General features: G+C 55.2%; 29 protein-coding genes. 13 read left to right on the top strand and 16 right to left on the bottom strand.

Features of this window, described 5'->3' with window-relative positions; all coding sequences use genetic code 11:
• The first annotated feature begins 255 nt into the window (after positions 1-255).
• From K3169_RS10345 to K3169_RS10320, 6 genes are all read left to right on the top strand, one after another.
• Positions 256-882, top strand: coding sequence for a hypothetical protein (locus tag K3169_RS10345; protein WP_263271339.1), 627 nt, complete (start codon positions 256-258; stop codon positions 880-882).
• A gap of 351 nt (positions 883-1,233) precedes the next feature.
• The gene (locus K3169_RS10340) at positions 1,234-1,716 is read left to right on the top strand and encodes a hypothetical protein (protein WP_231666645.1); all 483 of its coding nucleotides are present in this window, start codon (positions 1,234-1,236) and stop codon (positions 1,714-1,716) included.
• 416 nt (positions 1,717-2,132) lie between these two features.
• Positions 2,133-2,930: a phosphodiesterase gene (locus tag K3169_RS10335; RefSeq protein ID WP_263271337.1), complete on the top strand. Its 798-nt coding sequence runs from the start codon at positions 2,133-2,135 to the stop codon at positions 2,928-2,930.
• A 61-nt stretch (positions 2,931-2,991) separates the two neighbouring features.
• Positions 2,992-3,438 carry a GNAT family N-acetyltransferase gene (locus K3169_RS10330; protein ID WP_263271335.1) on the top strand — a complete coding sequence of 149 codons (447 nt, stop codon included), beginning with the start codon at positions 2,992-2,994 and terminating at the stop codon, positions 3,436-3,438.
• 211 nt (positions 3,439-3,649) lie between these two features.
• A complete protein-coding gene (locus tag K3169_RS10325) occupies positions 3,650-4,180 on the top strand; it encodes a demethoxyubiquinone hydroxylase family protein (RefSeq protein ID WP_241154075.1) in 531 nt (176 codons plus the stop codon).
• An 85-nt stretch (positions 4,181-4,265) separates the two neighbouring features.
• Positions 4,266-4,592 carry a low molecular weight protein tyrosine phosphatase family protein gene (locus K3169_RS10320; RefSeq protein ID WP_122395796.1) on the top strand — a complete coding sequence of 109 codons (327 nt, stop codon included), beginning with the start codon at positions 4,266-4,268 and terminating at the stop codon, positions 4,590-4,592.
• Between the two features lie 53 nt (positions 4,593-4,645).
• Here the strand turns inward: K3169_RS10320 and K3169_RS10315 are convergent, their stop codons facing one another.
• From K3169_RS10315 to K3169_RS10305, 3 genes are all read right to left on the bottom strand, one after another.
• On the bottom strand, positions 4,646-5,131 hold the full coding sequence (locus K3169_RS10315) for an AAA family ATPase (RefSeq protein ID WP_263271332.1): 486 nt from the start codon (positions 5,129-5,131) through the stop codon (positions 4,646-4,648).
• A 63-nt stretch (positions 5,132-5,194) separates the two neighbouring features.
• Entirely contained in the window at positions 5,195-5,653 is a 459-nt protein-coding gene (locus K3169_RS10310) for a GNAT family N-acetyltransferase (RefSeq protein ID WP_099269866.1), read from the bottom strand.
• Between the two features lie 398 nt (positions 5,654-6,051).
• Entirely contained in the window at positions 6,052-6,669 is a 618-nt protein-coding gene (locus K3169_RS10305; RefSeq protein WP_231677999.1) for a hypothetical protein, read from the bottom strand.
• Positions 6,670-6,782: 113 nt separating this feature from the next.
• On the opposite strand from K3169_RS10305, the gene K3169_RS10300 reads away from it, so the two are divergent.
• Both K3169_RS10300 and K3169_RS10295 read left to right on the top strand, forming a co-directional pair.
• A complete protein-coding gene (locus K3169_RS10300) occupies positions 6,783-7,073 on the top strand; it encodes a DUF3630 family protein (protein ID WP_122395794.1) in 291 nt (96 codons plus the stop codon).
• A gap of 59 nt (positions 7,074-7,132) precedes the next feature.
• Complete coding sequence (locus K3169_RS10295; protein ID WP_263271331.1) at positions 7,133-8,521, top strand: surface-adhesin E family protein; 1,389 nt, start codon at positions 7,133-7,135, stop codon at positions 8,519-8,521.
• Between the two features lie 380 nt (positions 8,522-8,901).
• Here K3169_RS10295 and K3169_RS10290 read toward each other — a convergent pair whose 3' ends face one another.
• The 8 genes from K3169_RS10290 to K3169_RS10255 all read right to left on the bottom strand — a co-directional run bounded on the left by K3169_RS10290 (position 8,902) and on the right by K3169_RS10255 (position 17,192).
• On the bottom strand, positions 8,902-9,828 hold the full coding sequence (locus K3169_RS10290; protein WP_263271329.1) for a Gfo/Idh/MocA family protein: 927 nt from the start codon (positions 9,826-9,828) through the stop codon (positions 8,902-8,904).
• A 195-nt stretch (positions 9,829-10,023) separates the two neighbouring features.
• Positions 10,024-13,095: an efflux RND transporter permease subunit gene (locus tag K3169_RS10285; protein ID WP_263271328.1), complete on the bottom strand. Its 3,072-nt coding sequence runs from the start codon at positions 13,093-13,095 to the stop codon at positions 10,024-10,026.
• Positions 13,092-14,201: an efflux RND transporter periplasmic adaptor subunit gene (locus tag K3169_RS10280; protein ID WP_263271327.1), complete on the bottom strand. Its 1,110-nt coding sequence runs from the start codon at positions 14,199-14,201 to the stop codon at positions 13,092-13,094. Before K3169_RS10280 ends, K3169_RS10285 begins: the two co-directional genes overlap by 4 nt.
• A 75-nt stretch (positions 14,202-14,276) precedes the next feature.
• Complete coding sequence (locus tag K3169_RS10275; RefSeq protein WP_263271326.1) at positions 14,277-14,891, bottom strand: TetR/AcrR family transcriptional regulator; 615 nt, start codon at positions 14,889-14,891, stop codon at positions 14,277-14,279.
• A 117-nt stretch (positions 14,892-15,008) separates the two neighbouring features.
• Positions 15,009-15,251 (bottom strand): hypothetical protein, encoded by a 243-nt coding sequence (locus K3169_RS10270; RefSeq protein ID WP_231678003.1) that lies wholly within the window; start codon positions 15,249-15,251, stop codon positions 15,009-15,011.
• A 16-nt stretch (positions 15,252-15,267) separates the two neighbouring features.
• Positions 15,268-15,756 carry a hypothetical protein gene (locus K3169_RS10265; protein ID WP_263271324.1) on the bottom strand — a complete coding sequence of 163 codons (489 nt, stop codon included), beginning with the start codon at positions 15,754-15,756 and terminating at the stop codon, positions 15,268-15,270.
• Positions 15,757-16,459: 703 nt separating this feature from the next.
• Entirely contained in the window at positions 16,460-16,756 is a 297-nt protein-coding gene (locus K3169_RS10260; RefSeq protein ID WP_122708523.1) for a hypothetical protein, read from the bottom strand.
• A gap of 64 nt (positions 16,757-16,820) precedes the next feature.
• Positions 16,821-17,192, bottom strand: coding sequence for a hypothetical protein (locus tag K3169_RS10255; RefSeq protein ID WP_231677649.1), 372 nt, complete (start codon positions 17,190-17,192; stop codon positions 16,821-16,823).
• A gap of 425 nt (positions 17,193-17,617) precedes the next feature.
• On the opposite strand from K3169_RS10255, the gene K3169_RS10250 reads away from it, so the two are divergent.
• Together K3169_RS10250 and K3169_RS10245 are read left to right on the top strand one after the other, a co-directional pair.
• The gene (locus K3169_RS10250; protein ID WP_231677670.1) at positions 17,618-18,178 is read left to right on the top strand and encodes an ATP phosphoribosyltransferase regulatory subunit; all 561 of its coding nucleotides are present in this window, start codon (positions 17,618-17,620) and stop codon (positions 18,176-18,178) included.
• A gap of 242 nt (positions 18,179-18,420) precedes the next feature.
• Positions 18,421-18,720 (top strand): DUF3144 domain-containing protein, encoded by a 300-nt coding sequence (locus tag K3169_RS10245; protein WP_099269716.1) that lies wholly within the window; start codon positions 18,421-18,423, stop codon positions 18,718-18,720.
• A gap of 45 nt (positions 18,721-18,765) precedes the next feature.
• On the opposite strand, the gene K3169_RS10240 is transcribed toward K3169_RS10245, so the two are convergent.
• Complete coding sequence (locus K3169_RS10240; protein WP_231667155.1) at positions 18,766-19,653, bottom strand: LysR substrate-binding domain-containing protein; 888 nt, start codon at positions 19,651-19,653, stop codon at positions 18,766-18,768.
• A 107-nt stretch (positions 19,654-19,760) separates the two neighbouring features.
• Here K3169_RS10240 and K3169_RS10235 point away from each other — a divergent pair, with 107 nt between their 5' ends.
• Positions 19,761-20,096, top strand: a complete 336-nt coding sequence (locus tag K3169_RS10235) for a carboxymuconolactone decarboxylase family protein (RefSeq protein WP_231667156.1) — start codon at positions 19,761-19,763, stop codon at positions 20,094-20,096.
• A 6-nt stretch (positions 20,097-20,102) separates the two neighbouring features.
• The gene (locus K3169_RS10230; RefSeq protein WP_027901931.1) at positions 20,103-20,477 is read left to right on the top strand and encodes a tautomerase family protein; all 375 of its coding nucleotides are present in this window, start codon (positions 20,103-20,105) and stop codon (positions 20,475-20,477) included.
• Positions 20,478-20,637: 160 nt separating this feature from the next.
• Here the strand turns inward: K3169_RS10230 and K3169_RS10225 are convergent, their stop codons facing one another.
• Entirely contained in the window at positions 20,638-21,129 is a 492-nt protein-coding gene (locus tag K3169_RS10225; RefSeq protein WP_263271320.1) for a GNAT family N-acetyltransferase, read from the bottom strand.
• Positions 21,126-21,764 carry a TetR/AcrR family transcriptional regulator gene (locus K3169_RS10220; protein ID WP_122707145.1) on the bottom strand — a complete coding sequence of 213 codons (639 nt, stop codon included), beginning with the start codon at positions 21,762-21,764 and terminating at the stop codon, positions 21,126-21,128. Before K3169_RS10220 ends, K3169_RS10225 begins: the two co-directional genes overlap by 4 nt.
• 72 nt (positions 21,765-21,836) lie before the next feature.
• Here K3169_RS10220 and K3169_RS10215 point away from each other — a divergent pair, with 72 nt between their 5' ends.
• The gene (locus K3169_RS10215) at positions 21,837-22,706 is read left to right on the top strand and encodes an aldo/keto reductase family oxidoreductase (protein ID WP_263271319.1); all 870 of its coding nucleotides are present in this window, start codon (positions 21,837-21,839) and stop codon (positions 22,704-22,706) included.
• Positions 22,707-22,759: 53 nt separating this feature from the next.
• Here K3169_RS10215 and K3169_RS10210 read toward each other — a convergent pair whose 3' ends face one another.
• Both K3169_RS10210 and K3169_RS10205 read right to left on the bottom strand, forming a co-directional pair.
• Positions 22,760-23,263 carry a hypothetical protein gene (locus K3169_RS10210; RefSeq protein ID WP_263271317.1) on the bottom strand — a complete coding sequence of 168 codons (504 nt, stop codon included), beginning with the start codon at positions 23,261-23,263 and terminating at the stop codon, positions 22,760-22,762.
• Positions 23,264-23,498: 235 nt separating this feature from the next.
• The gene (locus K3169_RS10205; RefSeq protein WP_263272256.1) at positions 23,499-24,425 is read right to left on the bottom strand and encodes an alpha/beta hydrolase; all 927 of its coding nucleotides are present in this window, start codon (positions 24,423-24,425) and stop codon (positions 23,499-23,501) included.
• Positions 24,426-24,573: the final 148 nt, after the last annotated feature.

Below are 24,573 nucleotides of genomic sequence, written 5' to 3'. Positions count from 1 at the left end.
TCCCTCTCTGCACGAGGGTCCGGACGAGATTGGAATAAGGGTGAAGGAGACTGAATGGCTGAGATTGGTCGTGAGACTGGTTGCCATACGTGCGGAAATACGGAGTTGGGAACCAAGAGTGGGGACCGTATTCCGGATCATCAACCAGCCAAAGCCCCTCAATCCAACCTATGGGCAGCAACGACTATATCCGCACTGCTTAACCTGTAGCCGACTACAGGGTGGCCAGGTGCGTGGCGCTACGAGGAGAAATCAATGAAGATTATTAACGCGGAAACAGACGCCGGTGTGGCGCTGAAATCTGAGGGCTTGCTAGAACGCTTTGGCTACGAAATAAGTGTGAACTTCAATGATACCAACCTGAGAAATGATGCGATTGAGTTCATAGACCTCGTGGTTCGTTACATTGAGGAAGGTCATCAGGTGGCTTCTGGTGAAACCCTGGGCTATGGGTCCTGGATTACCAAAATGGAGCTGAACGATAATCGTGAGCTGATATTTTTCGAGCAGGTGCCGCTGACGGATGAATATGCGCTTGGTATCAGTACCACGCTTAGGCTATGGATTGAGCAGCACTCAGTGTGCTCGAAAGTAGGTGCAGATTTCACTACATCTCGATTTGAGCAACTAATCGTCATCTCCGATGGCGTGCTCGAGGGAGAGGCAAGTGAGGGTGTGCGGTACCCTTCCCCCGAGCATATGTCTGGTTGGTGGATAACCACTGACAAATACAACGGAGATACCAAAAGTCTGAAAACTGTGCATGCCCCGCACCTCGCCGTTAACCGTCCAGACCTTGTTAAGTATCTTGGGTTACCGAACGGCTATCGGTTTCATGAATTAACCAATGATGCCTGGTTCGATGAGAAAGTGGTCGGATAGAGGGTGGCAACGGCCTGACCCAAGGGTTGGGCCACTGTAAAATAATCTGCATCGCTAGCTGCCTTGACTATGGGCTCTAATGGTCAGAACCGGGAGCGGCTACCCACGATTTCCTGAATCACCAAAAAAGTCATCTCTGATGACCAAGCCAAAATTATCAGCGGCATCACCTTGGTCGGCTTCAACCGAATAGATTCTGCGTTTTGAATGGTCGCCGCCGCCCCCTTAAATGCCGACCGGCCGCTCTGGTCGATTGCTGTCAGTCAGACAACCTGGATGCCTGTTGACGCAATCCTCACCCAGAGTAAGGTGCTGAGGCATACCCAATCGCTAATACTGCAAGGAAGATACATGACAGTCGGACTGCATACCGGGGCGCACGCAGGCTACAGCACCCTCAACTGGGATAATGGATGCGACGTTAACCTGGGCGACGTCATTAGCCAGCTTCCTCAGCTTGTGCTGGGCCATCACGTTGCAATCGCATGGTCGGATAGCGGAGCCTATAACCTTAGTACTGCTGAGGTAGCTAGCGGTTGGCAATGTGTAGGTGACCTGGTGATCAGTCCGATGATTCAAGATGTCGCTCAGTTGCCCACGCCGGGCTTTGACGAATGGTATGTCTTTGAGCGCTTGCCAAGTCGGGCAAGGCTCTCCAGATTTAACAGAGCTATCGCATTTCAACCTTTCAGAGAGAGCAATGAGGTCGTCGAGTTCTGGTCACAAATTGAGGATTTGCAACCAACACACGCTCTGCTTGGCGCCTGTCCAAGTCTGTTACTGATCACGCGGGACGCTGCCATGTATGAGCGCGTACTTGCTTTTATTCGCTAAAGGCTAAAGGTTGAGATGTCACCTGCGCAGATCTAACCATCGCTGTATCGACAAACGAGTCAGTACTTCATTCATAGGTGAGTTCGCAAGACGGTCACCGCGCAGGGGGTAACTTACCTTCAACCTGGATCGGTGTCCTTGCTCACCGCGCTGGAGGCCTATGACCTGTTCGTGCCAGTTGGCGACATTTCCCCGTTCATTGTTCAGGTCAACTTCCTCAAGACAGCGAAGTAAAAAGGGTTCTGCCAGTGCAACGCTGCCCTGAACAATTTTCAGCGCTGGTGGAGTGCGCTGCTTTTGTGAATTGGCGGGCCGTCGTGGCGGGTGGCGCTCCACTTCTGGCGCTCGCCTTCGCTGTTTAAATGGTTAAAACTGGCTGTCATCGACAGCTAGTCATTTTCCAGGGAGGACACCCAGTGCTCATCGCCCACCTGTCAGACCCGCACATCAGGCCAAAAGGCGAACTCTATAAAGGATTGGTGGATTCAAACACGATGTGCAAACAGGCCATCGATCATCTGAACGCCCTTCATCCGCGCCCGGATGTGGTGATCATCACCGGTGACCTGGTGGATGAAGGACAACCGGAAGAATACGAAATGGCCCGCGCGTTGCTGGCGGAGATCAAGCAACCGCTGTTGATGATCCCTGGCAATCATGATGATGGCGAGTTGTTCAGGTCTGCGTTTGCTCAGGCAGAAAGCGCTGAACGCGATGGGCCGCTGCACTTTGTTGCTTCAGACCTTGGGCCCGTCCGTATCATAGGGCTGGATATCACCGTGCCCGGCGAACATCACGGCGACATGACCGAAGCAGCACAGGCATGGCTGGAAGCGGCCCTTGCGGAAGAGCCGGATCGACCAACCTTGATCATGCTTCACCAGCCACCGTTCTTGAGCGGCATTCCTTACATCGATACGTATGCCTGTATCAATGCGCACCGGCTTGTTCAAGTGGTCGAGCGCTACCCCGCCATCGAGCGAATAGTCTGCGGGCACATCCACCGGTCGATGCAACTGCGCTTTGGTGGCTCCTTGTTGTGCACCGCTCCCAGCACAACCACGGCCATCGCTTTGGCGCTGGACGCAAATGCGCCGGAAGCCTCTTACGTAGAACCCCCAGCCCTGCTCTTGCATCACTGGAAACCTGATACCGGGCTTATCACCCATTGGGTTCCGATCGGCAAATTCCCGGGGCCGTTGCCGTTTGCCTGATGGGTAATCCGTGCACGTATTTTCCGGGAAGGCAGTGACTCTCTTAATACGAGGACATCGCGTGTCGCCACTAGATATTCAACTCATCACCACACTGCCTGCCCAGACTCTGGTACTGGAAAAAGAAGCCACCGCAGAGGGCTTCAGATTTCTCACACGTTTGATTGAAGAATGGCGTACCGGAACCAATCGCTTCGACACGCAGGGCGAATGCCTTATGGCAGCGTATCTGGGAGACCGTCTCGTAGGCATTGGAGGCCTGACGCGTGACCCGTTTACTCAGGAAAACATCGGCAGGCTACGCAGGGTGTACGTAGCGCGTGAAGCAAGAGGTCAGAACATCGGAAGGGCATTGGTCAATCGCCTTGTGGAACACGCAACTCAACATTTCCGCATCGTGCGCCTGTCCACTGACACCTCAGATGCAGCTGCGTTTTACATACGCTGCGGCTTTCAGACGCTGGATGATGATCACGCGACGCATGTGATGTTTTTGGGGGATGCGTGAAGAGGCAAAAGTATCACTTGCCCGGTTCCGGATTGGCTTTGTGCATAAAGTGGCCAGTACATCCACTGCATTTTCATCCCGAAAATCGACTCTTCCCGAATGAACCCAATCCCACAGACAAGGTGTCGGTGTCACAACAGCGCCGAGTCAGGGTCGATGCTGAAAAGAGGATAAACTTGTTGTCCGCCGTCTCGGACAAGGCATAAGTAGCGTGACTGAAACTGACTACCCGCCTCTTGGCAACCGAATAATGAAAGTCGACCACGCCGGCGAGCACGGCGCTATCTGTATCTATAGCGGGCAGTTGTTCATGGCTCGGCTCTTTGCTCCAGATATGGTGAGTGAACTCAAGGAGTTTCTCTCCCATGAGCGCCGTCACCGGACGGTTTTTCAAGCTGAACTGCAACGGCGCAATTATCCGCGCTGCCGCAGTTACTGGCTGTGCGGTATTGGCGGTCTGGTGCTGGGTCTGGTTACCGGCATCTGTGGTCGCAAAGCCATTGTGGCGACCACCGTCGCGGTGGAAAGTGTCGTGCTCAAACACCTGGCTCATCAGCTTCATGAACTCGGTGATATCGATCCACATGCAGTGGCCGCTATTACTTCGATCGTGGAAGAGGAACAACACCATCACGACCAATCAGCGGCGCAAATTGATGTCCGCGATCCTTGGTTCAGAGCGCTTAACCCATTAGTAACGGCGTGGACAGAAACCGTGATATGGATGGGCATGCGTTCCTGAAATCACGCAAAGTCTACGGGTTGCGACAGCACTATTCTAAACAACGACTGACCGATCCCAACCCTGTCGGCTAAAGGTTTCATACATGCTGAATGTACTTTTCGTCTGCGGTAAAAACAGATTGCGCAGCCCGACCGCTGAACATGTTTTTGCAAACTGGCCGGGTGTAACAACGTCCTCTGCGGGGGTCGGTCATGACGCCGACGTTCCCGTGGACTCGGAGCTTGTCGAGAGGGCGGAGCTGATATTCGTCATGGAGCCTGCTCATCGCAGGAAACTCAAGGCAAGGTTTGCCAGTGCGCTGAAAGACAAGCGAGTTGTTTGCCTCGATATCCCTGACGACTTTGAATACATGCAACCTGAATTGATTGAGATATTGAAAGCCAAGGTTCATCGCTTTTTACCCGTTTGATGATGGAGATTGTCAGGGCTGGGTGCCCTGACAATCGTCAATCAACTGATGAATTACAAACGGTGAACCTCAATATCCAGCCCTTCCTCCGGCGTTGGCGTCTGGAAGTGTCGAGTGATCAAATCAAACTCCGCGTCGGTCGCCGCAAAGTCATGATCACCACTCTTGTTGCGGGCGTGCAACCTGGCGCGGCAAATATCATCATCCACATCCAGATGGTGTAAACAGTGCCCTACCCCGCCTGACTCCGCCAGACCGCGTAACCACTCTCGGTCTGCACGGGTATTGCCGGGGAAATCCAGAACAACACTGATGCCCGACTGCAATATATCGATCACCAACGGGCGCAAAACATCACGAATTCGATGGGCGAATTGCACATAGTCGGTCACTGACTTGATCTCGCCAGGGTAAAGCCTCGAGAGCCAGTGATCCTCACTCAGCAGGATTGCCGAGTGTTCAGCGACAAGTGCCTTCGCAAGTGTTGATTTGCCGGAGGCGATCTTGCCGCACATGAGATGCAGTTTCGGAGTCGGCATCGACAGGTCCTTTTGTCAAAATGTGGTGGGTATCAGCCGAGGGCTGCCCGACTTCAAGCACAGTCAAAGATCCCGCCCCATCAGCCTGTGTTCCTTACCCCACGCCTGAAAACTCTCCAGCACCTGCCAGCCGCGCTTGGCGTAGTACTCATGGCGATCGTGGGTATGCAGATACAGTCGCGTATTGCCGTTGGCTTTCGCTGTAGCGCAAATGCCTTCGATCAGTTGCTCCGCCAGACCTCGCTGCCGTGCATGCGGGGCGATGAAAACGCAGGCCAGCCAAGGGCCGATGTCAGGGCGTTCGGCCAGGTCATTTCTGGCCAGTGCAGCACCGCCCAGAAGCAGGCCGTCCTCGACGGCGATCAGGCATTGCCAGTCACCATTAACCTGCCCTTCGGCAAACTCACGCTGCCAGTCACTCAATGGGCGATCGACGTACTCATAAGCAAATTGTTCGTGCACCCACTGTGCGAAGGTATTGCTGTACTGCATATCATCGCGCAGCCAGATCAGGCGGAGCATATGGGGTTCCTTTTCGTTTACTTCCAATGAGTTCATTATTTCCATCACCACAGGTCTGGTGTATTTCTCACCCGGATCAGTATCTGGCGGATCATTGCTGCGAACCCACTCGCCTTGATCGAAAGCCTGATAAAGCGCGAAGGCTGGCTGTGGCAGATCAGTCACTATGCCTACCTCGACGATGGCATTCGCGATCCCATTCATGACGCCATCGCAAAACTCATAGGTCAAGGCGTGCGACAGGTAGCCCTCGGCAACAGTTAGTGCCAACTTGTTCAGGATGTCTGCCGAATTCATTTCGGACTGAAGTCTGATTTGCTCCAGATCACTCAGCGCCAGGCCATGCTCTTCGGCGGCTATCAGCAGCGTTTTGATTTCGCGCTCAGGTAGTTTTTTGTTCATGGCGCTTGCTGATCGCTCTTCGAGAAAGCGGCAATCCTGGAACGAAGTGCCTTCAACGCAGCGCCGATATGCCAGCATTCGACGTCAATAATAATCGCCTGGCCCGAGTCAGGGTGCAGCTCGATCCGGGTGGAGACGCCCTGATCCGCAAGCAACTGCTGCGTACATTCGAGATGCCGACGTGTGCCCGTCAACCACTGGCGATGCTCATTTATCAACATCAAGGCTTGCGGGTAAGAGCACTCGAGTTTTTGACGAAGGTTAATCAGTTCGGGTTTGTTTTCACGGCTAAACGTTGGAGTGAGCACGTAAAGATTTTCCCCAGCCGTACGCAGGTCGTACTTGTCTTGCAGGTACTCTTCAACACTTATGGCACTGCAAACTGTCTCGACCGCTCCAGTCAAGACGTCGACAAGGTGAGCATTAACGCCAACATAGCAATACTCCGTCTTGCCATGCACAACGTAATCCTCAGAATTGGAGCGAACTACCCAGTAATCGCCATTGGCAGAAAGCTCACAAAAATAAACAACAAAACGCTCCGGCTTTCCGTCCCTGAGATAACCGTCATGGAGAGCAAGCACGATGGCGCGGGCCTGTTGTTCAGATAACATTGTCTGGCGCTCTTGGGTCGTGTGGTCAGTTGCGGAGTGTTATATAACCCGTAACCGGTCGGCAGGTCATCCCCGGTTAAGCAAGGCAACAACTTGCGAGTAGAGGTAACCCAGTGGAACTGAGAATATCCGAAGCAGCCGACTGGCATTTATTTGAAGTGATCGCCCGAAAGCTTGAGCACAGTTTTCAAGGCGTCTGGACGCAAAAAATCGACGGCCTTGATCAGCGTTACTGGGACCTGCAGGTAGGCGATCAAACGCTCACGCTGCACCTTGAACATCATTTGGGTATCAGCTTGTTCAATACGCAGCGGGATCAATCAACAGACCTGCTTGAAAGGGCTCATCGTTTGTTGGCAGCGGATTTCCAGGTGGCGTTTGAGCCTGCCCTGTCAAAATCCTGATTTCGTATCTAACCACTTATGTAATTATCCCCCATCAAACGGACTGACTGGAGACACCGGTGCGACGCACGATTCTTCCTCTTGCCTTCATGAGCCTTGCAGCCTGCTCCAGCCATCAGGTGCCAGCAGACAAACAGACTGCGTTGCTTGAACAGCCTTTCACACCCAACAGCGTGATGCGTGAAGGTGACGTGATTAACTTTCAGGTCGCTGACCCGACCGATTCAGGCCCGCCATTCTGGAGTTCTTCACAGTTTTCGGCTGCTTGCTCCCAGCCGCAGGTGAATGCGGTTTATTCATTCAAGTACAGGCGCTTCTACCCCGGCAATTACGGGTTCTACACCCCTGCAACGCCACTGCCAGCGCAATACCATACCGTGCTGATGGACAATCGGGACTTCACTCGCGCATGTAAAAACCTGCCCATGCCGGACTGGCGTCAGGTGGCCGGATCTGACGACAAACAACAGCTCCTGCTCGACATCACGAGCCTGCAGAAAAAGGGCGACAAGGTGCAGTTCTGGTCGGCCCATGATGAGCCGAAAACCAGTATCAGCCCGTCCAACACCGCGCCTTTCACCCAGACACGCGAACACTACGTCATGGACTGCAGCGCGCGTAACGCAACTCTGCTGGGGCTTTATTACCTCAACGCCAAAAATGAAGTTACCGACGGGCAAATTGAGAGACTTCCCGTATCAAAGACCGTAAATACCGCGGACGAGGACCTGTCCAGACTGTTCGAGCATGTGTGCAAGGCACCCGACTCGCTGGCCTCCCTGCCTGCACACAAGCAGCGCAGCAAGGCAACGGTGGCAGCCGATGCCCTGCCCGACGTCAATCCGTCAGTCTTGAAAAACATCGAACAACTGCGCATGCCAGCGCCGCCCCGACAGCTCAATTACATCGAGTTCGCCGGGACACGCAGCAATGGCAAGATTGAATGGAAAGACGGCAAAGCGCTTACTCTGTCCACAGACCCGACTACCGGGCAGCTCGCGATTGCCCATAAAAACGAAAATCACGTCGGGCGTCAGATTAATTGGCGCGGACTGCTGGAGCTGTCCGGCAGAGAACAAGCCAAACTTTCCCATGACACTCTGGTAATGAAAAGTCTGACCTTCCAGGGCGACTGGCAACACCTGAACGTGGGCAGCAAAGTGGGTTACACCTTCACTCGAAGCCTGTCCAGTAATGTGCTTGGGAAACTGGGCGAAGACCCCGAAACCGTAGAGTGTTCAGTGGACAGCGAGCAACCCGCGAAAAAACTGCACGCCAATCTGCAGGGCAACGCGAAAGCACTTATCTGCCGCACCAGCATGGGTGGCTTTACGCTCCCCCAGACAGAGCATTACTACTACCTTGTGGATTACGGCTTTTTCTATCATGCCCGCACTGACGAAAAAGATTACACGTCAATGAATATGCAGGTGGTAAATGCGCGGTAAAGCACCGCGTTTGCTTGCTCCAACAGGAAAAACACAAGCCCTGTAGGAGCGCCCCTGTTCTGGTCTCTGTGACACCGCGCTGTCGCGCAGCAAACACAGCCCTGTAGGACCGGCTTTAACCGGGAAGGCAGTATTCCCAAGAAGGTTGGGTGATTGTCCCGACGCCCTCCCGGCTAAAGCCGGTCCTACGAGATCGCGCATAACCTGTGGGAGCGGTGCTTGCCCGCGATGAAGGCGACGCAGCCTGAAGGATTCACCGCGGTGTCCTTATCGTCGGAATGCCGCCCAGACCAAGCAACACACATGGAACTGTGTTTGCAGCGAGACAGCGCGGTGTCAGGGGCACCGGGCGATCTCCTACAAATCGGGTTTCTTCAGACCTAATCGTAAAACGGCGCCACCAACGTCCGGCTGCCGACAAAAAAACTGTCCGCGACCAGTCGTAACGGCTGCAAATCCAGATCACTGGCTTTGTCACCAATCAACTGCTGAAAGTTTCGATATACAGCGGCGTACTCGCCCTCCTCCGAAACGGCCTGACGTACGCCGTCGATGCTCAACAGCGCACCACCGTTGTCCAGTCGCAGGAGACCTTCGGCACAGCGAATCTCGATGCTCCAGAGTTCATCATGACCATGGTCAAAATCGAACTCCGCGCGAACATCCAGTTGACGCGAATCGGACATCTTGATGGACGCGGCAATCGGCGACTGACAGTTACTCGGGACTCGCAGTTCGGCGGACTCCACGAACAGCGGCAGCGGCAGAAGATGGGTGGCAATCGACAAGGCATTGATGCCCGGATCGAAAACCCCCAGACCACCCGGCTGCCAGATCCATGCCTGACCGGGGTGCCACTTGCGCACGTCTTCTTTCCAGTCGATCTGCACGCTATGCAGAGTGCGAGTGGCCAGCCAGTCGCGAGCAGCTTCGATCCCGGGTGCATAACGCGAATGCCAAGCGAACAACCCGCTGACGCCCTGCTCCGCAGCCTGACTCGCCAACGCCATCGCTTCACCCAACGTGGCGCACGGCGGCTTCTCGACCAACACATGTTTACCCGCCGCCAACGCTTCCTGCACCAGCGCGAATCGCCCTTGCGGCGGTGTGCAGAAGGCAATCGCATCAACTTGCGGGCCTTTTTCGAGCAACTCGCTCAAGGACTGAAAGTTCTCTACACCGGCACAAGGCTTACCTTGCGTTGCGACGGCCACCAGCTGAAACGCGGGGTTGGCGGTTATAGCGGGAACGTGCTGATCCTGGGCAATCTTGCCGTAGCCCACCAGACCGAGACGGATCGGTTGCATCGATGACTCCTGAGTTTTTGTAGTTATCTGGAAAACGATCCACCAAGACTACGTTTGTACGGCGGGGAAGTCATCACTGTGGCAAGCCTCTTGTGCATGAACCACTTCACGCGCTCGGCTCATTCGCCCGCCCGGCCAGGAATCAAAAAGCAGTTCGACGTGCCCCTGAAACGATCAAGTGAGCACTGCCTGGCGTTACACGGCCTTGCCATTGTCAGGACGAATTTTGAACCAGATGGAATACATCGCCGGCAGGAAAACCAGCGTCATGACGGTGCCTCCCAACGTACCGCCAATCAGGGTGTAAGCCAGGGTGCCCCAGAACACCGAGTGGGTCAGCGGGATAAACGCCAGAATCGCCGCCAGAGCCGTGAGCAGCACCGGACGTGCCCGCTGTACGGTCGCTTCAACCACCGCATGAAACGGATCGAGCCCCTCCTTTTCGTTGTGGTCGATCTGCCCGATCAGAATCAACGTATTGCGCATCAGGATGCCGGACAGCGCAATAAGCCCCACCAGGGCGTTGATTCCGAACGGCTGACCGAACAAGAGCAAGGTCGGCACCACGCCGATCAACCCAAGCGGCGCGGTCAGAAACACCATGACCATCGCCGACATTGATCGCACTTGCAGGATGATGATCAGCAAAGTAATCGCAATCATGATCGGAAACAGAGGCGCCAGGGCCACCGTGGCTTTGGCTGACTCCTCTATCGATCCGGCCTGTTCGATGCGATATCCATCAGGAAGGCTGGCAATGATGGGTTGCAGATCTTTCATGATCTTCGCGGACACGTCCGGGGGTTGCAGGTTTTCTGCTATATCGCCCCGCACCGTAATTGTCGGTACGCGGTCACGGCGTCGCAGAATGGGGTCCTCCATGCGCACACCCACTTCTCCGATCTGCGACAGCGGAACGCGCTGACCGGCAGAGCCCACAAGAGTAAAGCCCTCGATGCGCGCTGGGTCCAGACGGATATCTCCTGCCGCCCGCCCCATCACCTCGACCGAGCGAATGTCTTCGCGTACAGACGTAATCGGCACGCCTGAGAGCAGGAACTGCAATTGCTGGGCGACTGCGCTGGACGTCAGTCCAACTGCCTGCAAGCGGTCCTGATCCAGCGAAAAATGCAGCGTCGGTACGCGTGGCCCCCAGTCACTGTTGACGGTTCGCATCATCGGACTCGACAGCAGCACCTTTTCTACCTGCCCGGCGATTTCACGCAGTGTGTCAGGGTTGGGCCCCATCACGCGGTAGGCGACTGGAAAGGGTGAATACGGACCGAATACCAGTTGTGTGACTCGCACCCGAGCTTCAGGTGCCAGGCCCTGAGCAACTGCCTCGCGAATGGTGTGCTTGAGGGACTCCCGTGCTTCCTGACTCTCGGTCAGCACAACGATCTTTGCGAACGAAGGGTCCGGCAGCTCCGGCGCCATTGCCAGGTAAAAACGCGGCGAACCCTGTCCGATGTAAGACGTGACAATTTTTGCCGCCTCCTGCTCTTTCAGCCACGCTTCGATCCTGGCTGTCGTGGCGCTGGTTTGCTCAATCGAGGTGCCATACGGCATCTGCACTTCGATCAACACTTCCGGACGATCTGACGTCGGGAAGAATTGTTTTTTAACCAGCCCCATGCCGACAATCGCCACGGCAAAAGCAGTGATGACCGCACCTGCTACCCACCATTTTCGGGCGATAACGCGGGTGAGCACTCGTCGAAAGCGGTTGTAATGAGGGGTGTCGTAAATGGCCGCATGCCCGCCTTCGACCGGCTTGATGTCGGGCAACATTTTCACGCCCAGATACGGCGTGAAAACCACTGCCACCACCCACGAAGCAATCAGCGCAATACCCACGATCCAGAACATGTTGCTGGTGTATTCACCCGCCGTTGACTGAGCAAAACCGTTAGGCATGAAACCAACCGCGGTGACCAGCGTGCCCGCCAGCATGGGTGCAGCCGTATGACTCCAGGCGTAGGCGGACGCCTTGATGCGGTCATAGCCCTCCTCCATTTTCACCACCATCATTTCGATGGCGATAATGGCGTCGTCCACCAGCAGCCCCAGGGCGAGAATCAATGACCCCAAAGTAATACGGTCAAAATTCTTGCCCGAAGCTTCCATCACCACGAAGACGATCGCCAGCGTAAGAGGCACAGCTGCTGCGACCACCACGCCCACTCGCCAGCCCATGCTGAGAAAGCAGACCAGCATCACCACCAGCAGCGCGACAAAGAACTTGATCATGAACTCATCAACGGCCGAGCTGATGTTGACGGACTGATCAGTGACCTTCGACAACGTCATGCCCAGTGGCATAGCGGTGTTGATTTTCAACGTCTCGGCATCCAGCGCCTTCCCAAGATCCAGACCGTTCCAGCCCTCGCGCATCACGATGCCCAGCAAAAGCGCGGGCTCGCCCTGATTGCGCACCATAAACGTCGCCGGGTCTTCGTAACCCCGTTCAACCGTCGCGACATCCGCCAGCTTGAGCGTTTTGGCCTGAACCACGATGGGCGTGTTGCGGATCTTCTCAAGCGTGTCTAAGGCGCCATCCAGACGCAAAAACACCTGGGGCCCGCTGGTGTCTATCGAACCGGCAGGCGTCAGCACGTTCTGGTTGTTCAGTGCTGAAAAAATGTCCTGAGGCGAGATGCCCAGCGTCGCCAACCGCTCATGAGAGAACGACACAAAGATGCGCTCGGCCTGCTCTCCGATGATATTGATCTTCTTTACGCCGGGCACATGCAACAAGCGCTGCCGCAGGGATTCAGCGTCGCGCACCAACAAACGCTGGGGTTCACCTTTTGCTTTTAACGCAAAGAGCGCAAAGGTCACGTCCGAGAACTCATCATTGACCATCGGACCGATAACCCCGGCAGGCAAGGATCGCGCGGCATCGCTCAGTTTTTTGCGGGCTTGATAAAACTCCTCCTGCACCTGGGAAGGCGGCGTTTTATCCTGAAGTGAAACCATGGTGAACGCCAGGCCTGGACGGGTGTAGGTCTCGCTTCGGTCATACCATTTGAGTTCCTGCATGCGCTTTTCAAGCGGCTCGGCCACCTGATCTTGCATCTCTTGCGCAGTGGCGCCCGGCCAGGCAGAAATAACGGTCATCTGTTTGACGGTAAATGGAGGATCTTCTGCGCGACCCAATTTAAAAAAAGAAAGCGTTCCGGCCACCCCGATCAGGAAAATCAGGAACAACGTGATGGACCGCTCGCGAACCGCAAGGGCCGAAAGATTGAAGCGCCCGCCACTCATGGCCTCACTCCTGCGACGCCATTGGCGCCCGGACGCAGAACCAGCACTTCCTGGCCCTCATGAAGCAGATGCGCCCCTAACGCCACGATTTGCTCATCGAGCCTGAGGCTGCCGCTCACCCTTGCCGAGTCGTCGCTGACACCGAGCAGTTCGATGGCACGCCATGACACTTTCGCAGGTGTACCTGAAATAACCCAAACGCCCGGCCCGTTGCCGGGGTCATGGATTGCCGCGACGGGCACTGTAAATGCAGATTCAGCCTCTTTGGGGTCAGCGATGCTGAGCGTGACCGTGGAACCGAGCGGTGCACTGGCATAGGCGCCGTCCAGCACATAACGGGCCTCGAAGGTACGGGTAAGCGGATCTGCAGCGTCTGAAAGGAGTCGCAGCGTCGCAGGGATAACGCTTGAGTTATTACCGTACAACCTCGCCTGAGCGGGAGCGCCCACAGCCGGACGCAGTGTTTCGGGCAAATGGATGATGGCCTCTCGCTGCCCCGCTTTTGCCAGCCTCACCACCGGCTGACCTGCGCTTACGACCTGTCCGGGTTCTGCCAGGGTTTCGACAACCACCCCGTCGGCATCAGCCAGCAACGCCGCGTATCCCGTCGCATTGCGGGCAACGCTGGCCTGGGCTTGCGCGGCATTCAGTTCGGCTTTTGCAGTGTCGGCCAACGACTTGATCCGGTCATAGCTCGACGCAGAAATGGCACCTGAAGCGATCAGATTTCGATTACGTACCTCATCTGATGTCGTCTGCCGCGCGCGCGCCTCTGCAGCGGCAACGGCCTGTTGCTGGGCCCTGGACTGCAAATCAAGATCTATAGGGTCCAGACGCATCAGCGGCTGACCACGCTTGACTGTCTGCCCCGTATCCACCAGACGCTCCAGGACCTTGCCGGAGACGCGAAACCCTAAATCGCTCTGAACGCGAGCAACAACAACGCCCGTGAACGATCGAGATGAATCGACGGCGTTCGCGACGGCAGCAGTCCTCACCAGTGGAGGCTGATTGCGCGGATCACGTACGTTCGAGGACTCGCCACAGGCAGCCAGCAGGAATGGCAGCACACACACGGCGATAGTGGCAGGTCTGGACCAGAGCATAGGATCCCTTACTTCAATAAGTGAGCGGGAATCCAATTCTCTAGATAGTGACCAAATTAGTCAATGGTCACAACATCATGGTGCCAAGCTACGCAGTATCAATGCCGACAGGAGTACAGGCGCTGTGGACGCGATTTCCAGGTTGTATTGCAACTGCACCGGGCTGATGTAAGGGCGCATAATCAGATGAATGGCTTGCACAGCTTCGTCCAGCGGCGTCTTGCGCTCGAACTCGCCAGACTCCCGGCCCTCAAGCACAATCTGCTGAATGAGCTGGCGCAAGCGTTCGTCATGGGCCATCGCGGACGGCCACTGATCCCGCGCTGCCACGGACGCAATGTCGTAGAGCTTGCGATCATGGAAAAACAGATCACTGCCAGCCTCGACCAGCGACCGGAACAGGCGGCGCAGCTTCTCGGAAGCTGTTGGCGCATCCTTGATCGCGGCGTTCACGATGGCCATGATCATCGCCAGTCGGTTAGAGCAAATGACCTCGCCGATGGCCTGTTTGGAGTCAAAGAATTTATAGATATAGGCCTTGGAAAAACCAATGGCCTTGGCGAGATCGGACACCGTGGTCTTCTCATACCCATAGTGGCCGAAATGCTTTGTAGCAGCGTCCACGACCTGATCGCGAACGCTGTGATCTGAGGGACCGCGCGATGGCGGCGTATCGTTTTGGTTGGTCATGCTTCTAACTTAGCTCTGTGAGCATGGATTGGCAACCAGTGACCTAATTGAACCCTGGTCACAATAATCAGCTCGATAAAGAAGCGGCTTTGATCTAAATCAGGAATCAGGTAAGCCTCAAGCCAATTGCAGTCGCACCGTTTGCCATTGGTTCCAGCAATCCTCAGCCACGATATCGGGATATCCACGCGCCTGTTCCATCTCAAGCGCAGTGCTGAACGACAGAGCGATACAGGTGGCGCGGTCTCGAATATCAACCACCTCGGCTTCCGTGAGTGGCGAACCTTTGCTGTTCTCAGCGGCGCTCAGGACCGCGACAAGAGCAGGCACAAACACAAGGCATAGCGGATCTGCAGACATCAATTACCTCGCTGTTTTACGTCGTTGATCTGTTTCGTAAAGCCATCACCTGTGAGGCGCGAAGACTACGAAGATCCTGATTGTGGAAAATCAGATGCGCACGAAACGCTTTGGTTTGCGGGTCCCAGTGTTCAAGATCTTCTATCCGAAACTGATACGTGCCCTGATACGCCGCTGCCAGATCAACCGCCAGACTGCGCGCCGCCTCACCGGGTGTCGCGAGGGTCCACTCAATAATATCGTCGACCTGTTGCTCAGGCGTTCGCGATTGCTCGCCATTGGCTTGAGCCAGCACAAACTCGTTATAGAGCGACGCGCCATCTTGCGGATCATCAGCAGGATTACCTGGGCACAGTCGGGTCTCCCATGGAATCGTGTACATCTGTTTTCCAAGAACATCGGTCAACACGTAATCCGTTGGTTTCGCCAGACGCTGCATATCGGCCTCCTGTTCACAAAAACCAATACTAACGTAGCGAGGTAAGTTCCGGCTAAAGCGGATCATTGGGAGCGAGGATTCTCCTCTGTTGGAACGACCAAGGGGCAGCGTCAAACATCGGCAGCGCTCATAAAACATCACTTAATAATGGATTTGAAACACAGACCTGGTAGGAGCCAACTTGTTGGCGAAGCGGAATTTCTCACGATGCAGGTCCGACGTCTCGCCAACAAGTTGGCTCCTACCGGGGTCAGCCGTTTGCTTCGCGACTGCGGTGTGTCAGGGACACAACGCGCACTTTCATCAAACATCACTTCAATAATGGATTGGAAACGCGGACACGGTAGGAGCCAACTTGTTGGCGAAGCGGAATTTCTCACAATGCAGGTCCGACGTCTCGCCAACAAGTTGGCTCCTACCGGGGTCAGCCGTTTGCTTCGCGACTGCGGTGTGTCAGGGACACAAGGCGCACTTTCATCAAACATCACTTCAATAATGGATTGGAAACGCGGACACGGTAGGAGCCAACTTGTTGGCGAAGCGGAATTTCTCACAATGCAGGTCCGACGTCTCGCCAACAAGTTGGCTCCTACCAGGGTCACCCGTTTGCTTCGCGACAGCGAGTTGTCAGGGACATCGGGGTGCTCCTAGAGATAATGCACTCCAGGTCACAGGATTATATTTTCTGATAGCAGCCAGGCAGCGAAGAAAGATGATGTTGAGTTTCTGGTCCCCTCGGCCGACTGAGCACAAGAGCTGACTAAAACTTCTAATGCCAACGCTTGAATGCCCGACGACCTCGCAGCGCGCCCCATGTCATGGCAAGTCCTGCGCCGCTGAAGAAGATGAAGGTCGCGATGGTTTCCAATAGATACCAAAGGAAACGCCCTGGCTGGTCATCGAATATCAGATGCTCTTTCACCGATTGCCGACGTGGCCCGGTGAGCGCATCGAATTGCCAAAGGGTGAAGGCGTCATGCAGACGTTCCCCCGCTAGCCAGGCACAGCCCAGGCAGAAAACAGCCCCTAAAAAGCAATAAATGCGTACGCGATATCCCGGTATCACAGAAACTCCACTTACTCGTTAAGCAGGCAATGATTATCGGCGGCCTTGAGGTGCGCACAAGTATTTAGATCAGGCTATTTGCGCAGTAAAGCTTCCGAAGATTCATCACTGTCGTGTGCTGAGCTTCACTCTCCTCGGCATTCAATGGCCGCTCGCAGTACTCGCGGCTCAAGAAAAGAATGGTGTCATTCCCGTCAGGTTCGCTAGCGTAATCCGGATGTTTTTCTATTTCTGCCAACAGTGAATGCGTCACTGGAACCACATGAAAGTGCAGATTGAAACCCGCCGAAAAACCCAGCTTGTAGACGATGACCTTCACAGGCTCAAAGACCTGAAAAAGAAGCTGCTCGGTTTGCCGCAGGGCGTCTCCGAGCGAAGCCAGTGCTGAATCGCCGAGGTCCATGAAATCCGAAGCGGCTGCGACTGAGCTGACCATCAGGTAACCGCCGTAGCGTGCATCGCGTCGATGGCTGACTCGCCAGTGTTCCGTTTCGAAAATATCCCACTCATTCATGCGCGTCACTGCTGTCTATTGTTCTCGTATGCAGTTGCCGTAAATGGGGTGCCTTGTCGGCGCTCCCGGTTCTGTGCAAGGATTGGCCATGACCAAATTTATTCAATGCAACCGACATCACCATCACGGACCTCGCTCAAGGTGCCGCGGTTGCTCATGCTCATCGATCCATCAGAACTCAAACCACTTGTTCTGACGACTCAATGAACAAAACCAAGGCGCCAATGGCGCCTTTTTTATTGCCTGTAAATTGGAGATCACAAAAATGACAATGCTACGTGGAACACGAATAGTAACCGGGAAAGAAGCAGCAATCATGCGTGAAATAGAAGGCCGTTTCCGGAGTTATCTTCATCGAAGCTGGAGCTGAGGAAGCCATCGTTCCAGCGTTATGGGGTCAGGACACTTTTATCGAGAAGGCCGGCGGAAGTGAAATAATCGGGCAAATGTGGGCTTTCAATGACAAGGCCGGACGTCCCTGTTGCCTCATCCCGGAGGCCACCGCGCTTTTTCAGGAGCGCAACGATGTACTGCTCGGATCACGGGAAGAGGCGATGTTTTTCTACGTTGCGCGATGCTATCGATATGAGCGTCCGCAAGCCGGTCGGTACCGCGAGTTCACCCAACTGGGACTCGAAATCCTGAGTGCCGACCCGGTGGAGGCTTTGCAGCGTAGCCAGGCCATTTGCACGGGTTTCCTCGACTCGTTGGGCCTCGACTACGAACTCAATCTGGCCGTGAAACGCGGGCTGAGTTACTACCTGGAAGGCAATGGCTTCGAAGTGCGATGCCCTGCTTTAGGCGCACAGCAACAAGTTGTCGGTGGCGGAGCCTATCGAGAAGGTGCCGGGTTCGGCATCGGGCTTGAGCGGCTGGTCCTGGCCTCTGCGTTGAACGGATCGATATGATTTGAACCGTGGAGTTGCCCGGTAGACGGGTGATCTGTAGGAGCCAACTTGTTGGCGAGGCGATTGGTTTGACACACCGCGTCAGGCAGCTCGCGAACAGGTTCCCTCCTACAGGCCCATTGTTTGCCGCAAGACCTCGTGGTGACAGGCGTTGAGCTCCTGCAAACGATTGCAATTATGGATGCAGACGACGCAGATGCTTTAATGCACCCAGCCAAAAAAAATGACCAGGATAATCCGCAATGTCAGATACCACCGACCAAGCATTCTATGACCGCGCCGACGCGCACATCGAACTGTCCAACGAGCAGCTTAAAGCGTTCGAAAACCTCGGACAGGTCAATGCATCCATGATGTTTGGCACCACAAGATTCAATGCCTGGGTCAGCGCGCGCAGCTTCAAGTCCGGCGAGGAAATGGCTCAGGCGCGTGAGGCGATGCTGAAGTATTTTTGTGATCAGTACCGGCTAATGCTTGAAGATAATCTGGACGATCACATCAATAATTTCAGCCAGTACATGATGGTTAAAAAACCTGATTGATAGGGATAACAGAGCAACGGTTTCGTCAGGGCGTTGCTTAACGCCCTATTGCGCGCCAACAAAATTGACCGTCTGCTCCTGCAAACTCATCCTTATCAACTCAGCCAGATGCCTCGTCGCAGGCGTTGGATCTTCTCCTGCGCCATGAAGCACATACCCAAGGCTCGGCACCGAGGGTAAACCGTCCAGAAAAGTCAGGTTATCCGGCAGGCCGATGCGTGTTCGCAGCGTCACGCCCAATCCGGCTGCGACGGCGGCCCAGATTCCTCCTACGCTGGGGCTGGTCAGCGCTATGCGCCACGGAATTTGCGCAGCATCCAAGGCCTGAGTGGCGGCGCTGCGCAATACGCACGGGGCGTCGAACAGGATCAACGGCAGGGGCGAATCCACAAGACGGCTCAGCAACGGGGTATCGCGAATCCCGATCCAGTGCATTTGGGTTTCGCCTAAATGCTCGGCATAAGGCGAGGTGTGCCCGGTGTCCCAGGTCAGGGCCAGGTCCAGCCCCGCGGTTTCAATCAGAGCGAGCAATTCGGCGTTGCGTGCGATCCGGACTTCGAGACTCACCATTGGATACGTCTGCACAAAACGCCGAAGGATCTCGCTGAGAAAGTGCTCCCCAAAGTCCTCCTGAAGACCAAGACGAATGGTTCCGGCCGTCTGGCTCTCGTGCAAAGTTTGAAAAATGCCGTCGTTCAGTTCCAGTAATCGACGGGCATGACTCAGCAGAGATTCCCCGACGGGCGTCAGGACCAGCCCGCGTCCCGATTTGGCCAACACAGGCGTGCCAACCTGTTCTTCCAGCTTTTTTAATTGAGCACTGACCGCAGACGTTGATCGCCCGAGACGATCTGCCGCTTTAGCGAAACTGTTGAATTCAACGCCGGTGACGAAAGTACGCAACACATCAAGATCAAAGGTGGGGCGACGCATGGAAACAGTCCACTTATTTGGGATCATGGTCACCATTTAATCTGATATTCGGAATGATTACGACTTGATAGTTTTCCTGGCTCATTGGCGAATCAAGAGAAAGCATCATGAGTTCATCCATCGCTCAAGGGCTTGAGCAACAAGGGCATTATCCGCAAAAGTTTGCAGAACTGACGGAGCGCGTGCTGTTTGGCGACATGTGGAAACGCACTCAACTGACGCCCCGCGAACGCAGCCTGACGACAGTGGCTGCGCTGGTAGCGATGTACCGGCTCGAGCAACTGCCGTTTCATTTACAACGCGCGCGGGATAACGGTTTGAGTGTCGATGAGTTAAATGAGGCCATCACCCATCTGGCGTTCTATTCAGGCTGGCCAACGGCAGCTTCGGCATTGAATCTGCTCAGGGAACTAGAAGCCCACCCTTTCAGCGGCCAGGAGTAATCATTCATGCCATTCGCACGTATTTCGCTGCACCGAGGAAAATCCGCTGACTATTTACAGGCACTGTCTCAGAGTTTGCACGAAGCGTTGGTCGACAGTTTCGAGGTGCCCGAGGCGGATCGTTTCCAGGTCATTCACCAGCATGAAGTGGGCGAGCTGATATTTGACCGCAACTATCTTGGCGGGCCGCGCAGCCAGGACTTTGTGTTGATTGCGATTACAGCAGGACGTCCTCGCAGCGTTGAAACCAGGCAGCGCTTTTATCGGGATCTGGTGGAAAAACTGGGACGTTCGCCAGGGTTCAACCCCGAGGATGTGATGGTGGTCATCACCACAACCGCAAGTGAAGACTGGTCATTTGGAGGTGGTCGGGGTCATTAACGCTGATCAAATTGAATTGAAACGCCGTCCCGGTAGGAGCCAACTTGTTGGCGAAGCGGATTATCTTCTTGAGAAGATCCAATGCCTCGCCAACAAGTTAGCTCCTACCGGACAGCGGCGTGCCATCCAGACAAAACGGCGTATCGGAATGCAGACCTCTCTAAACCGAAAGAACAAACCGACACTCTGCATCATCACCCGAGGGCTGCTCTAGCCGGAACCCACAGCGCTCAAGCACCTTCCTCGAACCAAGGTTTTCCTCGAAGACATAAGCGACCAGTTGCACAAGCCCCCAACGCTCCTTTGCCTGCTCGATCATATGCCTCAACGCCAACGTGGCCAGCCCCTGCCCGCACGCGTGCTGATCGATTCGATACCCGACTTCACCAGTCTGGCCTGACGAACTCATGCCTTTCAGATTTGCCCGCCCGACTATTCGCCCACTGGAATCTTCGATGACAAATGGATGCCAGACGCCAAGGGCAAAGTCGGCGAGATAGCAGTCGATATGCTCCGCGACACCTTGCAACGAATAGAAGTCAGGCTCGCGGGCATCAATGTGCGATTCAAACCACTCACGGTTACGCACTTCAAACGCCAGCAACGCTTCAGTGTCGGCTGAAGTTAACTCACGAATTCTAAAAGGCTTCATGGGCGGTTAACGCTCTGATGAGCTTGGAGATAGGCCGTCAACATCAAGGTCAATTGCTCTTCGAGGCAGGTCTCGAAGTCAGGATTGCCATGCCCTTCAAGCAAGGCACGCACAGGTCCGACCACTGCGGTATGCGAGATCGAGGCAATCAGGGCGGGATTGTCAAAATGTGCGTCAGACGCCGTGGTCAGCATGTTCGTCATCGCGACTAGCATGCGGGCGTTTATGCGGGCGACCAGTTCAGCTCCGCCCCGCTCTGCTGCGATGGCGTAGAGCGCTTTCGATACCACCGGATCACGCAGTTTGACAGCCAGAAACGCCACGATAAAACCCGATGCCATTTCAGCGACTGTTTTTCCGTGACATCGACCGCAGGCCAACTCAACGGTATCGACAACTTCCTGCAGATGCTTTTCGAGCACCGCCGCCAGCAACGCATCGCGATTCGGGTAGTACTGATAGACGCTGCCAACCGACATGCCGGCCCGCTCAGCGACACGCGTGGTAGTGCAGCGGGTCAGCCCGTACTGGGTCAAAACCTGAAGGGTCGCGGTGTGAAGCGCCTCAACCGTCGCGACGGATCGGGCCTGAACCGCTGATTTTCTTGGCTTTAACGATGCTTTGACAGTGCTCATGGAATGCGAATTCAAAACCTGAAGGTTCCTTCATATCATAGTTTTCCCTCAAGCGAAGCAAGAGCGATAGACATGACGAATGCTTTAAACAAAAGCGGCACGTTCAATCTTGGCGACCGCCAGGTGAACCGAATCGGTTACGGCGCAATGCAGCTCGCAGGTCCTGCCGTATTTGGCCCGCCGAAAGATCGTCAAGCCGCGGTGGACGTGCTGCGTGCAGCCGTCGAGTCGGGCGTGAACCACATCGACACCAGCGACTTTTACGGGCCGCATGTCACCAACCAGATTATTCGCGAAGCACTGCATCCCTATCGAGATGACCTGACGATAGTTACCAAGGTGGGCGCCATTCGCGGCGAAGACGGCTCCTGGATTCCAGCCACGTCGAAAAAAGACCTGACCCAGGCTGTGCACGACAACCTGCGTAATCTGGGCCTGGACGTGCTGGATGTGGTGAACGTGCGCACCATGTTCAGCGCAATGGGAACGGCCGAAGGTTCGATAGAAGAACAATTGAGCGCCGTTGCAGAATTGCAGCAGCAAGGACTCGTTCGCCATATCGGCATCAGCAATGTCACGCCCACGCAAATCGCTGAGGCGCGCAAACTCGTCAATGTCGTCTGCGTACAAAACCTCTACAACATCGCTCATCAGGACGATAACGCGGTGATCGACCAACTGGCGCGTGACGGTATTGCCTATGTGCCGTTCTTTCCGTTGGGCGGGTTCACGCCGCTGCAGTCGTCCGCATTATCGACCGTTGCGCAGCGACTCAACGTCACGCCAAAGCAGCTGGCACTGGCATGGCTGCTGCGTCGTTCCCCCAACATCCTGCTGATCCCCGGTACATCCTCGGTGACTCACTTGCGCGAAAACCTTGCCGTGAGCGAGCTGGTGCTGTCGGATGAAATCATGGCAGAGCTGAACTCAATCGCAGATTGAGCCATGACAGGAAGCTGCCTTTCCCGGCGGATCGGCAGCCCTGGATGAATGCATCAGCTGGTGATGCCGGCCATGTCTTTGAAACGCGAAGGCAGTGAGGTGTTGAAGGCCAGCACTTTATCGAGGATTTCAGCAGCGGAAGTCCCTTTCGCCCTTTCAGCGTTCAAGAGCTCGGTACGATCAATAAGTGCCGAGGCGCTGGTGGATTCAAAGTACGCTTTGGACTCGGGAGTTTGTAATTCACCCGACACTGAATAACGGATGGTTGGCCATTCCGAAACGTTGATCAACTGGTCGTAGCTGCCGCTGGTAACGTCCCCCAGCAATTTCTCGGCATGGGCATCATCTTGCTTTGCAGAACTGACCAGCACGCTTCTGTAATCACTCGCTTGCGGCGCCGCAGTGGCTACGTTGGCACTGGTCGCGGTTTTCGTTACAGAGGCTGATGCCAGTACGTCGGCGAAGGCAGAAGACTTGCTGCCTTGCAAATTATTGTCAACTTTTTGCGTCTGTACGCCGTTCGTCAATAACGTGTTCAGTCCATTATCAATCTTCATGCTGTCTCCAGTCGGCTGTCCATAAATGAGTGGTGGTGCAGTGCTCGCTATTCGCACCGCTACAGTTCAAGCCTTATCGATATAGCAACCCGTGTGCCACTTCTTATCGCTATCCAATAACGCCGAGTTGTCTGGCCCGTAGACAGTCAGCCCGTTTTTTTAGCGGCAAACGCCAGGCAATAGACTTCCGCCTCCGGTAATGAATAACCGGAGCAGATGGAAACAGCCAGTCAGTTCAACGTGTCACTGCGCTGATACGGTCCGAAATCCACCGATGGCTGCGCGCAAGCACCCGTCCCGTCATCGCCGTAGGGAAGTGAATGAAGCCGTGCGCACAAACCGGCGTCACGTGTACTTCCACTTCCGACGACTTCGCCCATCGTTCAGCCATCTGCACGGTGTCGTCCAGCAGCGGGTCCAGCTCACCGGCAAACATCAGCGCAGGCGGCATGGCCGTAAGATCGCCGTACAAGGGCGATAACGGCGGTTGACGACGCTCTTCATCAGTTGCGTCCGGCGTCAGCAGACGCAACGCATCGACCATGCCCGGGCCATGCAGCACCAGGGTTTCAGGACCGGCAGCGCGGACGCTTGGCGTTCCGGTCAGATCGTAAACGCCGTAATACAGGACCGTCCCGCTCACCCGCCGAAACAGATCCGGCCAGGCTTTGAGCCCTAGAAGTGTCGCCGCCGCCAGATGGCCGCCGGCCGATTCCCCGATAACGATCACGGGTAAACCGGCAAACTCTTCACACTCGCTACCCAGCAGCCAGCGCGCAGCCGAAAGACAGTCATCCATGAGACCTTCAACCGGCGTCGATACCGCGAGGCGATAGTCCACCGAGACCACGGCGACTTCGCATGCTTTCACTAAAGCAAGGTTAAGGTCGTCGTTCATTTGCGCATTGCCTATGACCCAGCCACCGCCGTGGATATCAAGCACCACGCCTTTTGCTTTGCCTTTGGGCCTCAATATCCGCACAGGGACCGAAATGCCATCGACACCGACGGAACGCTTTTCTGCCTGCTGTCCCTGCTTGGCCAGCTTGCCCGCGCCAGCGATTTGACCCGCTTTAAGCAGCGTCTGAATCACCTGAGGCGTGAAGCGATTGCGGATTCGAAAACGCGGTAGCCAGCCGAGCTTTTTGTTGAAGCGCTGCATTTCTGCGACTTCATGTTCGCTAAAGGACTGAAGCTCGTCGTGATTCAATAGGTGGTCTCCTGGCAAACAACGCATAGCCTTAGGGTTGAAACGCATACTTCTGTAGGAGCCAACTTGTTGGCGAGGCGGAACAAATGACTTTGCAGGG

The sequence above is a fragment of the Pseudomonas phytophila genome (assembly GCF_025643095.1).
Taxonomy (GTDB): Bacteria; Pseudomonadota; Gammaproteobacteria; order Pseudomonadales; family Pseudomonadaceae; genus Aquipseudomonas; species Aquipseudomonas quasicaspiana.
Note: the sequence above shows the minus strand (reverse complement) of the source record. Positions and strands in the feature narration are given on the sequence as shown.

Excerpts from the sequence above, each read along its gene's own strand:
- K3169_RS10270 (WP_231678003.1), bottom strand. The coding sequence starts at position 15,251 with ATGTCTGCAGATCCGCTATGCCTTGTGTTTGTGCCTGCTCTTGTCGCG.
- K3169_RS10345 (WP_263271339.1), top strand. The coding sequence starts at position 256 with ATGAAGATTATTAACGCGGAAACAGACGCCGGTGTGGCGCTGAAATCT.
- K3169_RS10245 (WP_099269716.1), top strand. The coding sequence starts at position 18,421 with ATGTCAGATACCACCGACCAAGCATTCTATGACCGCGCCGACGCGCAC.
- K3169_RS10315 (WP_263271332.1), bottom strand. The coding sequence starts at position 5,131 with ATGCCGACTCCGAAACTGCATCTCATGTGCGGCAAGATCGCCTCCGGC.
- K3169_RS10265 (WP_263271324.1), bottom strand. The coding sequence starts at position 15,756 with ATGATCCGCTTTAGCCGGAACTTACCTCGCTACGTTAGTATTGGTTTT.
- K3169_RS10210 (WP_263271317.1), bottom strand. The coding sequence starts at position 23,263 with ATGAAGATTGATAATGGACTGAACACGTTATTGACGAACGGCGTACAG.
- K3169_RS10280 (WP_263271327.1), bottom strand. The coding sequence starts at position 14,201 with ATGCTCTGGTCCAGACCTGCCACTATCGCCGTGTGTGTGCTGCCATTC.
- K3169_RS10255 (WP_231677649.1), bottom strand. The coding sequence starts at position 17,192 with ATGGTCAGCTCAGTCGCAGCCGCTTCGGATTTCATGGACCTCGGCGAT.
- K3169_RS10225 (WP_263271320.1), bottom strand. The coding sequence starts at position 21,129 with ATGAAGCCTTTTAGAATTCGTGAGTTAACTTCAGCCGACACTGAAGCG.
- K3169_RS10320 (WP_122395796.1), top strand. The coding sequence starts at position 4,266 with ATGCTGAATGTACTTTTCGTCTGCGGTAAAAACAGATTGCGCAGCCCG.
- K3169_RS10310 (WP_099269866.1), bottom strand. The coding sequence starts at position 5,653 with ATGCTCCGCCTGATCTGGCTGCGCGATGATATGCAGTACAGCAATACC.
- K3169_RS10235 (WP_231667156.1), top strand. The coding sequence starts at position 19,761 with ATGAGTTCATCCATCGCTCAAGGGCTTGAGCAACAAGGGCATTATCCG.
- K3169_RS10230 (WP_027901931.1), top strand. The coding sequence starts at position 20,103 with ATGCCATTCGCACGTATTTCGCTGCACCGAGGAAAATCCGCTGACTAT.
- K3169_RS10305 (WP_231677999.1), bottom strand. The coding sequence starts at position 6,669 with ATGTTATCTGAACAACAGGCCCGCGCCATCGTGCTTGCTCTCCATGAC.
- K3169_RS10215 (WP_263271319.1), top strand. The coding sequence starts at position 21,837 with ATGACGAATGCTTTAAACAAAAGCGGCACGTTCAATCTTGGCGACCGC.
- K3169_RS10275 (WP_263271326.1), bottom strand. The coding sequence starts at position 14,891 with ATGACCAACCAAAACGATACGCCGCCATCGCGCGGTCCCTCAGATCAC.
- K3169_RS10340 (WP_231666645.1), top strand. The coding sequence starts at position 1,234 with ATGACAGTCGGACTGCATACCGGGGCGCACGCAGGCTACAGCACCCTC.
- K3169_RS10290 (WP_263271329.1), bottom strand. The coding sequence starts at position 9,828 with ATGCAACCGATCCGTCTCGGTCTGGTGGGCTACGGCAAGATTGCCCAG.
- K3169_RS10240 (WP_231667155.1), bottom strand. The coding sequence starts at position 19,653 with ATGCGTCGCCCCACCTTTGATCTTGATGTGTTGCGTACTTTCGTCACC.
- K3169_RS10220 (WP_122707145.1), bottom strand. The coding sequence starts at position 21,764 with ATGAGCACTGTCAAAGCATCGTTAAAGCCAAGAAAATCAGCGGTTCAG.
- K3169_RS10285 (WP_263271328.1), bottom strand. The coding sequence starts at position 13,095 with ATGAGTGGCGGGCGCTTCAATCTTTCGGCCCTTGCGGTTCGCGAGCGG.
- K3169_RS10205 (WP_263272256.1), bottom strand. The coding sequence starts at position 24,425 with ATGCAGCGCTTCAACAAAAAGCTCGGCTGGCTACCGCGTTTTCGAATC.